The organism is Microvirga sp. KLBC 81 (assembly GCF_003075415.1).
Classification (GTDB): Bacteria; Pseudomonadota; Alphaproteobacteria; order Rhizobiales; family Beijerinckiaceae; genus Microvirga.
This window is the reverse complement of sequence record NZ_QDAH01000053.1, coordinates 21,742-36,011: the sequence shown is the minus strand read 5'-3', so window position 1 is coordinate 36,011 and position 14,270 is coordinate 21,742. Positions and strand designations below refer to the sequence as shown.

14 protein-coding genes are annotated in these 14,270 nt (G+C 59.9%); 11 read left to right on the top strand and 3 right to left on the bottom strand.

Going from position 1 to position 14,270, the window contains the following annotated elements; translation table 11 throughout:
* Positions 1 to 148 precede the first annotated feature (148 nt).
* From DC522_RS24035 to DC522_RS24020, 4 genes are all read left to right on the top strand, one after another.
* Entirely contained in the window at positions 149 to 385 is a 237-nt protein-coding gene (locus DC522_RS24035; RefSeq protein WP_116531139.1) for a BrnA antitoxin family protein, read from the top strand.
* Positions 386 to 643: 258 nt separating this feature from the next.
* Positions 644 to 2,077 carry a DUF6880 family protein gene (locus DC522_RS24030; protein ID WP_116531138.1) on the top strand — a complete coding sequence of 478 codons (1,434 nt, stop codon included), beginning with the start codon at positions 644 to 646 and terminating at the stop codon, positions 2,075 to 2,077.
* Between the two features lie 156 nt (positions 2,078 to 2,233).
* Positions 2,234 to 2,494 (top strand): hypothetical protein, encoded by a 261-nt coding sequence (locus DC522_RS24025; RefSeq protein ID WP_116531137.1) that lies wholly within the window; start codon positions 2,234 to 2,236, stop codon positions 2,492 to 2,494.
* 413 nt (positions 2,495 to 2,907) lie between these two features.
* Positions 2,908 to 3,321, top strand: coding sequence for an MbcA/ParS/Xre antitoxin family protein (locus DC522_RS24020; protein ID WP_116531136.1), 414 nt, complete (start codon positions 2,908 to 2,910; stop codon positions 3,319 to 3,321).
* A 44-nt stretch (positions 3,322 to 3,365) separates the two neighbouring features.
* On the opposite strand, the gene DC522_RS37395 is transcribed toward DC522_RS24020, so the two are convergent.
* Positions 3,366 to 3,671, bottom strand: coding sequence for a hypothetical protein (locus DC522_RS37395; RefSeq protein ID WP_371680363.1), 306 nt, complete (start codon positions 3,669 to 3,671; stop codon positions 3,366 to 3,368).
* Here DC522_RS37395 and DC522_RS24015 point away from each other — a divergent pair.
* The 7 genes from DC522_RS24015 to DC522_RS23985 all read left to right on the top strand — a co-directional run bounded on the left by DC522_RS24015 (position 3,552) and on the right by DC522_RS23985 (position 11,766).
* Positions 3,552 to 4,028: an RES family NAD+ phosphorylase gene (locus DC522_RS24015; protein ID WP_371680361.1), complete on the top strand. Its 477-nt coding sequence runs from the start codon at positions 3,552 to 3,554 to the stop codon at positions 4,026 to 4,028. The two genes, DC522_RS37395 and DC522_RS24015, sit on opposite strands and share 120 nt — an antisense overlap.
* Positions 4,029 to 4,431: 403 nt before the next feature.
* Positions 4,432 to 5,133 carry a hypothetical protein gene (locus DC522_RS24010; RefSeq protein WP_116531134.1) on the top strand — a complete coding sequence of 234 codons (702 nt, stop codon included), beginning with the start codon at positions 4,432 to 4,434 and terminating at the stop codon, positions 5,131 to 5,133.
* Positions 5,134 to 5,360: 227 nt separating this feature from the next.
* Positions 5,361 to 5,621, top strand: a complete 261-nt coding sequence (locus DC522_RS37390) for a PilZ domain-containing protein (RefSeq protein WP_116531133.1) — start codon at positions 5,361 to 5,363, stop codon at positions 5,619 to 5,621.
* Positions 5,622 to 6,314: 693 nt separating this feature from the next.
* A complete protein-coding gene (locus tag DC522_RS24000) occupies positions 6,315 to 7,169 on the top strand; it encodes a hypothetical protein (protein WP_245444467.1) in 855 nt (284 codons plus the stop codon).
* A gap of 822 nt (positions 7,170 to 7,991) precedes the next feature.
* On the top strand, positions 7,992 to 9,017 hold the full coding sequence (locus DC522_RS23995) for a hypothetical protein (protein WP_116531131.1): 1,026 nt from the start codon (positions 7,992 to 7,994) through the stop codon (positions 9,015 to 9,017).
* 101 nt (positions 9,018 to 9,118) lie between these two features.
* Positions 9,119 to 9,748: a hypothetical protein gene (locus DC522_RS23990; protein ID WP_116531130.1), complete on the top strand. Its 630-nt coding sequence runs from the start codon at positions 9,119 to 9,121 to the stop codon at positions 9,746 to 9,748.
* Between the two features lie 23 nt (positions 9,749 to 9,771).
* On the top strand, positions 9,772 to 11,766 hold the full coding sequence (locus tag DC522_RS23985) for an AAA family ATPase (RefSeq protein ID WP_116531129.1): 1,995 nt from the start codon (positions 9,772 to 9,774) through the stop codon (positions 11,764 to 11,766).
* Positions 11,767 to 11,936: 170 nt separating this feature from the next.
* Here DC522_RS23985 and DC522_RS23980 read toward each other — a convergent pair whose 3' ends face one another.
* Entirely contained in the window at positions 11,937 to 12,509 is a 573-nt protein-coding gene (locus tag DC522_RS23980) for a transglutaminase-like cysteine peptidase (protein WP_245444465.1), read from the bottom strand.
* A 332-nt stretch (positions 12,510 to 12,841) separates the two neighbouring features.
* Entirely contained in the window at positions 12,842 to 14,092 is a 1,251-nt protein-coding gene (locus DC522_RS23975; protein WP_116531127.1) for a hypothetical protein, read from the bottom strand.
* Between the last annotated feature and the right edge of the window lie 178 nt (positions 14,093 to 14,270).

Here is a 14,270-nt window from a genome sequence, read left to right as displayed (position 1 = left end):
CTTGAACACGCTACCCTCCTTCGCTGAGCTCAAGGAGGATTAGCTGAAACTCTGAAACAAATTGTTGCGACAGATCCCGACACCTTTGGAAAGCCGTACGATGCTTGTCAGCGGCGGCGTAAGAGACCGCGTCTAAGGGGAGGAAGAGATGTCGAGATCACCAGGTGGGCGCCGTCCGAGCGATCCACTGAAGGCTGCGGAGGCAGCCTTTAAGAAGGCAACAACGAAGCCGATTGAAGGGCCGCCTAAACCTGCATCAATTCCTGGCGTCAAGGAGACGGTCACTCTCCGCATTGACCAGGATGTGCTTGAGTTCTTCCAGCAGGACGGCCCAGGCTGGCAGGACCGGATCAATGCAGCCCTGCGGAAGGCCGCTGGCAAGTGAGTAGCAGTCTTATGAATCAAGCCAGTCGTATTCAAAGGCTGATGTGGATCGAGGAGCATCGGAAGGGATGGCTCACGATAGCCTTGCACACTTCCTTCCCCATGAAACCGAGTCAGGTTCCATAATGTTTGTTATGCGAAATGTTATATGGTGTTACATATATGCTATCGAGGGCACCCTCCCACCAGCAACCTACGCAGGATTGATCGTCATCCGTTGGATCGCATAAATGGGAGCCTTAGACGCACTGGATGCGACATGGCCTCACGGAAGACTCTGAACGCGAAGAACCTCGAGGCGCTCGGGGCCGAGCGCCTGGCTGAGTTGCTGATCGAGATCAGCCGGGGCAATGCGGCAGCCCAACGCCGTCTGCGGCTGGAACTGGCTGGCGCCGCCAGCCCGGCCGACATGGCGCAGGAGATCCGCAAACGCCTGACAGCCATTGCCCGATCCCGCTCCTTTGTCGACTGGCAGCACCGCAAAGCCCTTGTCGCGGATCTCGAGACCCAGAAACAGGCGATCACTCAGGTAGCCAAAGTCGATGCAGCTGAAGCGCTGGATCTCCTCTGGCGCTTCATGGCACTGGCCAATTCGATCTTCGATCGCTGTGACGACAGCAGTGGAAGCGTGATGGCCGTCTTTCAATCTGCCTGCCGCGATCTGAGGGAGATTGCCAACTCAGCGAATGCCGCCCCCAACGTGCTGGCCGAGCAGGCTTACCGTGCTTTGACTGAGAACGAGTATGGTCAGTACGACGGCTTGATCAAGGTTCTGGCCCCGGCTCTTGGTCCACCAGGGCTCGACCACCTCAAGCAACTCATCCTCAAACTGTCGCAGGAGCCACGACAGAAGCCTCGTGCTGAAGACCGGAAGGTCATCGGCTGGGGGATGGGTGGTCCCTTGTACGCCGATGACCTGGCTGAGCGCCATCGCAGCAGCGTTGTTCGACTGGCGCTGGAGGCGATTGCGGATGCTCAGGGGGATGTGGACGCCTTCATTGCACAGCAAAGTGAGAAGGCACGGCGCGTTCCGGGTGTTGCTGTGGAGATCGCGCAACGGCTCTTGGCTGCAGGCCGCACGGAGGAGGCTTGGGCTGCCATCAATGCCGTCGATCAGGACCGACCTGACTGGATCCCTATCGAATGGGAGCAGACTCGGCTTGAGGTTCTCGAGACCCTCGGACGAGCAGATGAGGCGCAGGCGTTTCGCTGGGCTTGTTTCGAGCGCGCGCTCAACCCGGAACATCTGCGCTCCTATCTCAAGCGCCTGCCCGACTTTGAGGATCTTGAGGCTGAAGAGCGGGCCATTACCCATGCGCTGAGCCATCCGAGTGTGCACTATGCATTGGGTTTTCTGGTGACCTGGCCAGCGCTGGACCAAGCCGCGCACCTGGTGCTTGCCCGTGCAGACGAACTCAATGGTGACTTCTACGAGATCCTAGCGCCAGCCGCGGCTGCGCTGGAGGCGAAACATCCTCTTGCGGCCACTGTTCTTCGCCGGGCCTTGATCGACTTTGCCCTGGAGCGGAACCGCACCAAGCGGTATCAACATGCCGCTCGCCACCTCGAGGAGTGTGAAAACCTTGCTGGCCGGATCGAGGATTTCGGCAGGTTCGAGGCTCATGATGTCTACATGAGACGTCTCAAAGCCCAACATGGCCGCAAAAGCTCGTTCTGGAGCTTGGTCGTGTGAGAACGGCACCACTCGCTCTGCTGCGCTGCCATATCCGACCAGGGCATGTGAGAGGGATGCGAAATCAGTGACTGAAGCAGCCGTATAAGGGCGGTGCGTGATGCAGAAACATAGCTTTGCTGGGGTCTTCAACGAAGCTCACGAGAAGAATAGCCCATGAGCCCATCGTCACAATGGACCCTCTTTATCGCCCGCCCTGGACGGGATAGGCAGCACGTCATTCAGGACCCCCAAGGCGAGCCCCGGATCATCTTTGGCGAAGACGATGGCACGAGGATCAATGATCGTCTGGCGAGGTATATTGTCGAGAGCCTGAATGCGGGTTTCGATGTAGAAGACCCAAATCCGGATGAGGGCTGGTTTCTGGAAAGCTTGCGAGAAGATAACGCGCAGGATCCGGCCATTCTCATTTTGTGATCCTGATTTCGAGATCCGACTCGAGATCCTCGATACAGACAGCCTTGAAGAGGATCAGGCGCTGGGCCGAAAGGTTGTGGCTCTAATCAATGCCTACTTCATTCAGATTGAGGATTCGCATCCAAGCGTTTCCTCCGTCGACTCCCCACCGGGAAAACAGCAAACCAGATCTAGACGTTGAACGATGGAGGCCTCCTGGCTGGGCAAACATGACGTAGCATCAGTCGCCGACTTCTTGTCAGAATGTTTTGTGCGAGATGTTATATCATCAAAATACCTGACGTGAGCGTGAAGCCTTGATCCCCTGCCACTGTCTGAACTTGATTGAGCATCGTGGGCTCCCAATAGCTCGGAACAGAATGTTGCCATTTGGCATTGAAGTAGCTATATAGTGCCAAATGGGAGATGCTGCTATGGCTGCCTTGCTGCCGGTTGACACTGCACCGAAGGACTTCCGGCCCGCGCCGATTACCGACGATGAGGCTGCTGCAACGTTTCGCGCAGCCCTCAATCTGTTTCGCCTGTGGGACATTACTGACGACGAGGCGGCCACCCTGCTCGACTTACCGGTGCGAACCTATCGGCGATGGAAGGCTGGTGACCTCGGGCGCATCGATCGGGATGGCAAGGCTCGGCTGTCCAATCTCATGGGCATCCATAAGGCCCTGCGGATCATCTTCCGTGAACCGCAGCGCGGTTATGCCTGGATCAAGGCGCCGAACTCCGCATTCGCCAACAGGTCGGCACTTGAGGTGATGCTCGGTGGCGAACTCACCGACCTGATGCGCGTTCGTCGCTACCTGGATGCCGAGCGAGGCACCTGGTGATCGATATTGATGCGATCCCCGTCTCCGAAATCAGTTGGCGCGGCTCAGTTCGGATCATCAGAAGCATTTTTCCGCCGATCGACCTTTTCGAAGACATTGCGGATCCAGCTGATTGGCCCCTCATCATCTCCGCCGAGCAAAAGACAAATCCGCGCTTGATGGAGACCATTGGCAATCTTGATCTCGTGCCTGAGAAACGGCGCGTTGCCGGTCCAGGGGCGAGCTATCTTATGGCACCTTTCACTCATGTGAGCACTGATCGGCCGAGTCGATTCAGCGATGGCACATTCGGCGTCCTTTACGTGGGCAATTCCTTTGAGGTTGCCCTGTTCGAGACGATTCATCACCATGGGCAGTTCATGGCCCGCACCAACGAACCGGCTGGGTGGACCTCCCAATTTCGGGAGATCGTGCTCGACGTGAATGCTCAACTGCATGATCTGAGAAATAAGGCTGGCTCATCGGGACTTCTCCTGCCCGACGATTACGGGGCCAGCCAAGCATTGGGTTCCCGGCTTCGCGCCACACGCTCGGATGGCGTCGTCTATCCGAGCGTTCGCTATCCAGGTGGTGAGTGCGTGGGCCTGTTTTATCCAGACTGCGCCGCAAACCCCATTCAGGGTCGGCACCTCGACTATCACTGGAATGGCACAACCGTTGATCTGTACCGTGATGCCAACACCGGCCAGGTCTACCGGATTGTGTGAAGCACTACAGAACCGAGCTTCGAGACGTTCCGCTCGCATGACTGGCGGAGGCTTCCGGAATTGAAGATGACGACCGTCCACTCAATGTCACCTTGGTGGCTACAGGGGATTGTCATGTCTGGATGGCGCCCGTTTGGCAATGTGATTGTTGATGACGTTTGGGCCTAGCGGGCGGGTGCAGTCATGACATCGCCTCTTGCCACAGCAACGGCTACAGACTTCTTGTCAAAAACTTATGCAAAAGGACATAGCGTTTAAGAGCCAAGAAAACGCTTGCGGCAATGTGACTTTCTTGTGTCTTTATCGTGGCTGACTGTAGGGTCAGGCATCCGCAGCCTCCCCGTGCCATCTGTCTCTTGGTACCGAGAGGCAGAACATTCTCTCTCCTTCACAGCATTCGTCCATGAGCACCAGCCGTCGGTTTCTGATTGCCTCCTCCTTGGCCCGTCTCATCCAGAGGGAGACAGGCAGCCTTCGCTTCACCGAAGGCTATTTCCCTCAGCAGGATGATCGCAATTCCTATGTTCAAGTCACGGAAAACAGGAGCTTCCTCGTTCTGAGGACTAATGGACCGGCTGGTCCTCAAGAGGAGCGGACTGAGGTTCCTCAGTCTCATGCCGATGCTCTCTTGGACGTAGTGGCCGGCGGAGTGGATTACGTCCGCAGTACTCTCACTATTGGCGCTCAGGAGATCCACATCGATCAGTTCCTGGCGCCAAGTGTGTTTCCGGTGATCTCGGTGGAGTTGGGACACGAGCCTCAGGCCCGGGAGTTCTCTCCGCTGCCCTGGTTCGGACCCGAGGTGACCAGCGACCTGCGCTACACGAACCAGTCGATCGCCCTTCATGGGCTTTCCGAACTCATTGAGATTCCGCTCTCCAATACAACCCTCGATAGCCTGCTGGATACGCTGGAGAACCGCATTCCCGCAGCAACAACGCAGCGGCCTGCACCAAGACGAGTTGTGCCTCCCCAGCCTGAACACAAGGCTCCGTCAGCTTCTCCGGTCCATCGCGGCCCGATCCCTCCAGCGGAAGATTCAAACGCTGAGGACGAACTTCTCCGCAGATTGGCTCGGACATTGCAGCCTCAGCGCCGCCGCTGAGCCTTTTCCACCTCCGCAAGGTCATTGCCACGAGAGCAGGCCGCTTCATTAGCGGGCAAGAGCAAAGCGGCGACCGCACTCTTCCTGCTCTCGTCGCACAATTGTGACCTGTCTGGCGCTGGCGCTTTGCCGGGCACCAGCGCAGCCATCTCCTGCCGCAGAGCCAAGAAAGCCTCACGCCATCTTGCTCTCCTAAAGAGGCCTTCTTTCTATGAAGGATTCTGTGCATGGCCCATGGACTGTCCGAGCGTCGATCACACGAGCGCTTACCCACTCATCTGAAGGGATGGATTGCGCATAAGACTGTCCGGACGCCAATCGCGTGCACCGTCTGGGATCTGTCTGAGACCGGAGTGCGCCTTGAGATCGACGGTCCTGCCGATCTCCCCATCGAATTCGAGCTGCGGATCCCGGACACAGGAGCCGCAGCCAGCGTCCGGTTGGTTTGGACGACCGGCGTCTCTTATGGAGCTCGATTCACGGACTAGCAGGCCCCAAAGCCTGTGACCACACGCAGGGACTTGCTACACAAGTTCGATCGCGCCAACCTCATGCCCCCTGCGGCCTGCCACGACCGCAACACGAACTTTCTCTGTTGTAGAACCAGTCCTGCTCCTCGTTGTCTACCGGCTGTTGGAGACCAGTAGCCGATCGACCAATCGATCAAGGCAGCTCTGCTCAGCGAAATTAATCTTCTCGATCCGTGCAAGCCATCGGTGAAGGTATGCGCTTGGATCTCGCCGAGAATTGCATTAGAGCTCCCCCATTCATCCCTGTGATTTTCAGGATGACGGGCCAGATCGGCGCCCTTCAGCAAGCCTCGTCATCGAATAAAGCTACCTGCGATTATTATTGTTGAGAAAAGCAAGATGCCTCGTCCCGTGCGTCAGTTCGAGCCGCATATCACCCGTAGCGGTGGCGTCCCCTCAAAGTATCGGTTCACCGCTCGTTGTGCTGAGTGTCCCAAGAGTGACAGCTATGAAGCCAATCAGTCCGTCAGCGATGACGTGATCAAGGGCTACTTCAAGGATCGCGGCTGGCTTCTGGGGCGAGATCGCACCTATGATCTATGCCCTGCATGTCTGGCGAGACCGCGGGATACTGAACGTCGGCGGGCAACTGAAGCTCCCCGCCACGGGTTTGCAGCGCCGGCAGGGCAACCGAATCGCGAGGCGGCTCCGATGAAGGCGCGCCACAAGGATACAGCTGAGATCCTGGCGCGCCACCTGGGCAAGCCTGAGGCCCTGGCCGCGGAGGTCTTCCGCCCCAAGGAGGGGCAGCCCCCTCGCCCCGCCGCTCCAGCTGCTGCACCCCAGCCAATGTCGTCCCCTGCCCTGTCGCCCGAGGTGGAGCAGGCCCTGACCGGGATGGCCGCGGATCTGAAAAGCCTCCGCTCCACCATGGAGCTCATGGCCGAGCAGGTGAGCAAGCTGGTGGCTCTCGGAGGCCAGCAGATCGAAGCCATCGCACGCTTGGCCCCTGCCCTCATCCAGTCGACGGAGGGTCTCTCAGGGGGTCTTCGGCAGATTGTCGGTGCCATCCAGGCGATCCCGCATCTCGCGCATCCTGTAGCCGAGCAGCAGTCTGTGATGAAGGCTGAGGCCGGCCCCGAGTTGACGCAAGCCGTCGATGCTGAGCCAGCGTCTGTACCAGAGCTGGAGGAGGCGCCACGGCCGGCTGGGCGCAAGCGGAAGGCCGAGGTCAAAGAGGGACAGATCCCATCCGCTGCGGTCGTGGTGAAATCCATTGCGGACGCCAAGCGCCCGGATCGGTTCTACACCTCCATCCGCCTGCCGCGGGAGCTGTGGGACAGCGCGGGATTTGAACCCGACGACCGCCTGCTGCTCGACTGGAGCGGGAAGGTCCTTTCAATTGAGCGCGCCACAGACGGTGGCGTGAAGCCGAAGTCGATCGGGGATGCTTCTGTGGTGCTGCAATCCTGGAAGCTCGGCAACCTCAACTTGGATCAGCCCAAGGTCACAGGCGCCAACGGCTCCTTGCGCCTGACAGCCGGGCGCAAACGCGCTGAAGCTTGATCATCGCACGATGCGTGCGAAGAGCTGGAATCACCCTAGCGTGGCAATCCTCTGCTCTCGAGCAATACGTCTTGGCTATCGGAACTTGCTAATGCAAGCCGCAGAATACGATCTGCCTCTGCGGATCCATCACGGCTTGCCATCGGTCCGCGAACAGAGCGGCAACCGATTGGTCTTGAGTGATCCCCTGCGCTCTTGGTGTATCTTGTCGCGTGTGACCGCTCCAGGAAGAACAACCCACCGATAAAGATCATGCAGGTGTGGCCAGAGCGGTGGACGCATTGGTTTTACGCTCTATTGGGGCAAGCCGCGGGGCTGAATTCCTTCAGCCCGTCACAACAGTTCCACTTTCGGAGCGAGTCGGAGGGGATTACTTATCCGCATCCGTTAATAGATTTTTAACGTCTCTGTTTATTGGAATTTATACTTGCAATAATCCAATATTCCGCTATCTTACAGCCAAGCCGATGTGGCAACGGCCCGCCCATTCAGGGCGGCCCCTGCCGGTGTACCACCACCGACAGGGTGCCTGACCACAGTCCGAGTCCGTAGGAGACCCGACCATGGCTGCTGTATGCAGTAGCGCGCTTGTGCGCGCATTGAAAGCCCCTTGTCGAACTGAGATGAACCGTCCGTGCGCGATCCTGGCGATCCCGTGCGGCAAGGTCCTGTGCCCGCAGCCGTCCGGCTGCCGCGCCTGAGCCGTTTCACCCCTCATCTCTCCGGCCCTAACGCTCCTCCTCTGCTGCCTGCCTGGCGGGTTCAGTCACGGCACTGTCCTGCCGACGGAGCGGTGTGGGCCATCGTCAAGGGTTTGCATTCATGTCCAACAACCTTCCACCTTTCACGTCCGTCGTGATGTCCCTCATCAAGCTGAGGGGTCCGGTCAAACAGCGCGCGTCCATCTGGGTTCCGACCGTCATGGTCATGCGCGTCGAAGATCTCCCTCATGAGATCTCCCTACCTGTCCTCAATTCGACGGGCTGCTACGCTGCGATCGGCTTGCCGAATGCCAGTGATCAACGTCCTTACGTCATGTGCGGCGAGGGCAAGAACGTGGGCCACCGTCTGATGCGCAAGATCAACGACTCCGACCGCGCTTGGCATTTCGTCATCATCTTCGGCTGCGAGCAGCCGGGCTGGTTTGAAGCCGCAGGCAAGCACCTGGAGTGGCGCTTCAATAGCCTTCTCGAGCATGCCCCGCACCTCGATCTGGTGATCGGTGTGTCTCCCAGACGCAATCATGTGTCCGAGGAGGAGCGCCGCGTGCTCGACAACTATGTTGTCGAGGCCCGCCGTCTGTTGGTGTCGATGGGGCACCACTTCCTCGAACCGGTACCCGTCCTCGAGCGTGAGGCCGTCCCGCACACGGTCGCTCCGGCGGCATCGCGTTTCGACTTCAGTGAGTTCCTGAAGCCATCCCGGCTCAGCTCAACTCCTGATCCGATGATGCCTCAGGGGCCGTTCACTCATTCGACCGGATTGGATGGCGAACGTGGTCCAGGCCTGAAAGCTGAGGATCCGATTGGAACCCGCTACCGGCTGCACTACGGCGACCTTCAGGCCACCGCGGAAAAGCTGCCTGACGGCACGTTGCTCGTGCACAAGGGCAGCGAGGTGAGCGCTGTCGAGACCACGACGCTGCCGCGCTACATTCGCGAGCACCGGGCGACGTTGCTGGCCACGGGCGTCCTCAACGCTCATCCGACGGACGAGACGAAACTCGTCGTCACCCGTGACGAACCGTTCGAGAGCCCGAGCCGATTAGCCAAATGCCTCACGGGCTCGACCCAGGGTGCCGGCGCGGTCCTGCGAACCTGCACCATCGATACCTTTCGTCTGATCTGATCCAGGTCGGCGCAGGCTCCTGAGCTTGCGCGCTTTTCTCCCATCCCTTTCTCATCATCACCGCCACGCTCGTTGCGCTGGCGAACAGGAAAGCTATGCCTATGAACTACGTTTCTCCCGTCACTGCCTCCAGTGCACTTGAGACCTCCTCGCGTGTCGCCGTGGTCGCCAGCCTCGGGCGCGAAGCTCCCCTGCCCTTTGCCTTCGATGCCGTGTTGGGCGTTAAGTCCGGCGTCCGTTCCGTCTCGGACGACCCACAATGTGAGAAGTTCGCACACACTCTCGATCTGGCGCAGGCTGGTCTTGTCCTCCGCTCGGTCCGGTTCACCAGTGGACGTACCGTCAGCCTCGTTGCGGTACCGAGCGTCTGCTGGCGTGACCCGGTCCTGCATGCCCGCATCCTCGACCTCAAGTGGACCCGTGAGCTCAGCGGGCAACGCCTTGTGCTGGTGCCGGAGAGCGTCATCCGGGCCGAGCCGCGACTGACCAATGCACTGTTGGTTTCCGCTTGTGACGGCGTGCACGTCACACCGCGCGAGCGCCTCATCCTCCTCTCGCATCTCACGGAATTCGGCGGCAGCGCCTCGCTTGAGGTCTGCGCCGAGTGGCTGGCCTGCAGCACCGATCCAGCCGGGGCGGTGCTGCGGCTGGTCACTGAGCGCGTGCTGACGATTGCTCTCGACCGCCCGATCGACTTGCAGAGCGAGGTCAGCCTCGCTGCCCGGCGCTGAACTTCTGGCCGGAGACCATCATCATGAGCATTCATACTCTCTCCAGCACCGACATTGTCGATGACCTTGTTGTGGAAGACGATCAGGACGGCAGCCCTGCTCTGCCCGCCCCCTCTGGCCAGGAGAGCCTCCTGAGCCAGGCGAGGGCCCGGCAGCGGCCGTTCCTGTGGGAACTGCTGGCCAAGCCGCTGCTGCGGCAGGCGCTCGGGCCCGATCTCCTGCGCCGGCTCAAGCGCGGCGACAGCGCCCTCGCGCTCGTTGTCGCAGCGCCTTCGCCGGCGTGGGTCGCGCCGCTATCCGAGGCGCTCAAGCACTTGGCTTCACAGGGACTTCGGATCATCAGCCCGTCCGAGCGGCTTCATCGGCCCGACGAGCAACTCCACCGCGCCGAAGAGGCCGCCAAGGCCCTGAACAAGGGTGTGACCGTCGCCGGCATTGCCGCTGATCCAGAGCGTGAGCTGTCGAAAGTGCTGCTCGCTGCTGCGGACGTCACTGTTGTCGTACCCGCGCCCGACGCCGCACTGGTCGAGCGCGCCATCCGCGCCTTCAGCCGCAAGGGCGAAGCTGTGACGCTGTCCGCGCACGACCTCGCCGGCCTCGACTGGATGGACTTCTGCGCCGCTTTCCGGCCGGGCTCGACCCGCCAAGCCATCGCAGCCCGGCTGGCGCGGGCTGCTAGCGCGCGCACCGGCGTGACATTTGCCGATGATGGCCCTGCTCTGGAGACGCTCACCGGCTACGGTGAGGCGCGCACCTGGGCCGAGCAGATCGTCCGTGACGTTGAGGACAGGCGTGCTGGCCATACCCCGACGGCAGCTCTGGAAAGCTGTCTGCTGTTCGGGGTTCCTGGGACCGGTAAAACTTCGCTAGCAAAGGCGCTGGCCAAGGCCGCCGGTTTGCCGCTCGTGATGACGAGCGTGTCCGAGTGGTTCAGTGCCTCGGACGGTCATCTCGGGGCGGTGGTCAAGGAACAGAAGAAGTTCTTTGCCACTCTGCGCGCAACCCGCCCCTGTGTCGGTTTCATCGACGAGCTCGATGCGTTGCCGAGCCGACAGTCCATGAGTGGATCGACCAACAGCGATTTCTGGGCGCCGATCATCACCGGAATGCTGCTCAGCATCGATGCTCTGCGTCAGGCCTGCCCCAATGTGGTGCTGATCGCCGCGACCAATTTTATCGACAAGGTCGACCCCGCGTTGCGCCGTTCGGGCCGGTTCGACCGGCTGATCGAGATCGCTCCACCTGATGTTGAGGGACTGACGGGCATCCTGCGGGCGCACCTCAAGGGTGAGCTCGCTGACGCCGATCTTGCTCATGTAGCGCAGCTTCTGCTGGGGCGGGTCGGCGCCGATGTTGTGCAAGTGATACACAGCGCCCGCCGGCGCGCTCGGCTCGCTGGCCGGCCTCTCACGCTCGATGATGTCCTCGTCGAGGCCAGTCCGCCGGAGCCACGCAGTGCTAGCGAGTTGCGGGCGTGTGCCATCCACGAGGCTGGCCACGCCGTTGTGGCGCTGGCTTTAGGCCGCATCCTCCAGAGCGTGTCGCTGCAGCTGGTGGGTGCCAGTGGTGGAATGACCAGCATCAATCATCCAGGCTTTATCCCGACCCGGAGCGTGATCGAGGATACCGTGGTGATCGGCCTCGCTGGACGGGCCGCCGATATCGTGCTGGGTGCTGGTGCGAGCGCTGGGGCGGTGAGCGATCTGGCGCTCGCCACACGCGAGCTTTCGGCCCTGCATGGCAGCTTCGGCCTGGGAAGTATGCTGCTGCACCAAGTTGGGGCCGAGGAGGCCAGCACTTTGGTGCGCCTCGATAGCCGCTTTGCTCAACGCATCGAGGCCGATCTGCAGCGCCTGTTGGATCGTGCGATCATGCTCGTGACCAAGCACAAGGATGCGGTTCTGGCCGTGGCCGAGGCGCTCCTCGCCCACCGAGTGCTGTCAGGCGCACAGGCGCAAGCTCTGACGAAGGCATACCCACCCTTGCCGTGTCCGACCCAGATCCGCCCTCTACCTTGACGCCCTGTGGCTTGCTTATTCTCTCGCAGGCTTGTCATGTCAGTGGAGCGACTGTGCGCCAGATGGTGTCAATGCAACCAGACACATTGACCAACTCCTGGAGCACTATCCGGACCGGGTGCCCACATCTCGCAAGAGGTCAGCCAGAGATAATGAATTCGTGGAAAGAGCTAGCCGCGCCGACCACGTGGGCCGACTTTGGCCAGATGTGTTCGATTGGCAACGGGGAAGTCAGCAGTCGGCTCAGCGGTTCCCGCTCCCGAAGCCGAAATCCAGCCGCGTCCTGACTGGCGAGAATAGAACACGTGGCCGGTCTGAGAGGGGGGCAGGATTGAGGAAGTCAGGTTGTCGAGCACGTACTCGCCTCGATCCGTGGAAACAGTCAGCACTGCATGTGCTTCACCTTGGGACGTCGCTCCAACGTAGATTAACAGGGCCGAGGCTGGCCAGCCTCGCTGGATGAGGAGCTTGCGCTTTAGGAGGGCGAAATCCTCGCAATCTCCTTTGCCGCTGTTGGGCAATGTCCAGACATCCTCCCGGCCGTATTGCTCCATGTCGGAAACTTCGGTGACGGTACTGTTGACGTAGCTATTGACTTGCTGCAACTCCGCCATCCGCTTGGCTGTGAGAGCCAACTGGGCAGGTGGCTCGCCAGCACAGGCGCTGAATAAAGCCCAGCCATTGTAGTCAGCAGAAGACCGCCAGCGAAGCCGCGACAGACCGATACCATAGGAGTGCCCCACTCTAATCTTGCAGCCGAGCGAGAACCTTAGAGGCCGTTCGGCATTGTTTTCCTTCCCGCTCGGTAGACGATGACTTTAGGCTTAAAATTTGGCAGCTTGGCTGTGGTTGCAATCTCTGCTGGCGAATGGGCTCTCAAGCAGTAGCGGCCATTCCTGATTTCTGAATCGAAATCTCTTGGCTAAAGCCGCTTCATTAGCCGCGCCGCCGCCATGATGAGTTGTGCATCGAGCATGTCTTCAGCGGCGGCGTAGCGAGCCGCCCATCGCTCATAGGTTGCCCAACGCATACCCTTCGGCTTTGGCGGCAGATCCCATTCAGCTGGGTCTGCATCCTAGTCGTATACCAGTGAAATGCCGAAATAGTTCGACGCCATGTAGAATGCCCAGTCACAATCTGCCGCAGAGGTACCGGAAGAAGCCTGGCCTTTGTATATGCCATAGGCAGTGTAGGCAATGAACCACGGCCCTCCGCTATCGCCAGGGAAACATCTCAAGCTCGCCCCGGACACACGGATCCATACTGGCAAGCACGTCGTGCCTGGACAAGCATCCGTGTAGGCGGGTGCGAAGGTTTTGCTCTGGATCGTGCCGCAGCTGTAGCCCGTCGTCTTTCCCCGATGACAGACATAGCCTCCGACCGACTGAAACGCGCGGGTACGCTGGGAATAGAGTGGGCGATGAGATAGCGTACTGCTAGCATAGAAGCGCGGCTCTTCAATATGCAGAGTGGTGTGCCACTGCACATCTTGGTCAGCGTCACGGATCTCGTCTACGAAGCTTGTCGAGTAGCTGAACCCGCCGAACTCAAAATAGGTCTGGTTATCGGGGCAATGACCTGCAGTGATGTAGCCACGCGTACCTGTCGATGGATGCCGCACCACAAAGCCCGAGGTGCAGCTCGATAGGTCTGCCCCACCGCGAGTATGGCCGTCGCCGACAGGCGTCTTGACTTCCTCAGTTCGAATTGGCACCTGTAGCAACTCTCGTGCCCGTTCTTGCACCCGCCGCCGCGCCTCGGGATCGAGTGGGACCTTCTCACCACCCTGATAGTACAGGACGATTTCACCTGTACGCTCGTCCACTTCGGCCCCAACAAGGCCGCCACCCAGCTCCTGCAGGCGGGGAAGAGCGTTTTCCAATCGTCGAGTCAGATCCTCTAGACTGGGCCCGGCGCTCTCGACGAGTTCGATGGGCACTCGGGACTGTTCTATCATCCTCCTAGCTTCTGCATCGATATTAGCCCCCTCTGCCAGCCGCACCACGCCCCGAAGCTGTGGTTGGTGTTCAATGTACGATCCGGCGATGCCTGCGGAGCCCACCCGCTCCCGCAATGTGGCGAGCACGTCCTGCAACGCCTCTTGCTGCCTCAGCCGCCGTCCTGCTTCTTCCGCGGTGACATTAAAATCCTCCGCGTAGGTAATAGCGCCTTCTTGTAGCGCCTCCCGCCTGCCAGGATCGTCTTTTGCCTCTAGTTCGTCAGTAACCTGTCCCCCGCCCGGGGAGAGCAAATCCTGCGCCAGTGCAGGTCCGAAAGTTAGCGTGACAATGTATGCAGCTGCGATAACAGTTCCTCTGTTGAGCATGACACTCTCCCGAGCTCACGGCCTTCGTGGAAGACTCACAATAAATCTCCCGCGTCAGCGCAAGAATATCTCATCGTGGATCCCTCAACAATCTAACAACCAATTATCAGTTGCGGTGAACCCACTTGAACTAATCAATTTGGGAGCGTGGCTCTTTTCACGGATCTTTTTGGAGGCT

Excerpts from the sequence above, each read along its gene's own strand:
- DC522_RS23990 (WP_116531130.1), top strand. The coding sequence starts at position 9,119 with ATGAACTACGTTTCTCCCGTCACTGCCTCCAGTGCACTTGAGACCTCC.
- DC522_RS24010 (WP_116531134.1), top strand. The coding sequence starts at position 4,432 with ATGAGCACCAGCCGTCGGTTTCTGATTGCCTCCTCCTTGGCCCGTCTC.
- DC522_RS24025 (WP_116531137.1), top strand. The coding sequence starts at position 2,234 with ATGAGCCCATCGTCACAATGGACCCTCTTTATCGCCCGCCCTGGACGG.
- DC522_RS24015 (WP_371680361.1), top strand. The coding sequence starts at position 3,552 with ATGGCACCTTTCACTCATGTGAGCACTGATCGGCCGAGTCGATTCAGC.
- DC522_RS24030 (WP_116531138.1), top strand. The coding sequence starts at position 644 with ATGGCCTCACGGAAGACTCTGAACGCGAAGAACCTCGAGGCGCTCGGG.
- DC522_RS24035 (WP_116531139.1), top strand. The coding sequence starts at position 149 with ATGTCGAGATCACCAGGTGGGCGCCGTCCGAGCGATCCACTGAAGGCT.
- DC522_RS37390 (WP_116531133.1), top strand. The coding sequence starts at position 5,361 with ATGGCCCATGGACTGTCCGAGCGTCGATCACACGAGCGCTTACCCACT.
- DC522_RS37395 (WP_371680363.1), bottom strand. The coding sequence starts at position 3,671 with ATGGTGATGAATCGTCTCGAACAGGGCAACCTCAAAGGAATTGCCCAC.
- DC522_RS24020 (WP_116531136.1), top strand. The coding sequence starts at position 2,908 with ATGGCTGCCTTGCTGCCGGTTGACACTGCACCGAAGGACTTCCGGCCC.
- DC522_RS24000 (WP_245444467.1), top strand. The coding sequence starts at position 6,315 with ATGAAGGCGCGCCACAAGGATACAGCTGAGATCCTGGCGCGCCACCTG.
- DC522_RS23975 (WP_116531127.1), bottom strand. The coding sequence starts at position 14,092 with ATGCTCAACAGAGGAACTGTTATCGCAGCTGCATACATTGTCACGCTA.
- DC522_RS23985 (WP_116531129.1), top strand. The coding sequence starts at position 9,772 with ATGAGCATTCATACTCTCTCCAGCACCGACATTGTCGATGACCTTGTT.
- DC522_RS23995 (WP_116531131.1), top strand. The coding sequence starts at position 7,992 with ATGTCCAACAACCTTCCACCTTTCACGTCCGTCGTGATGTCCCTCATC.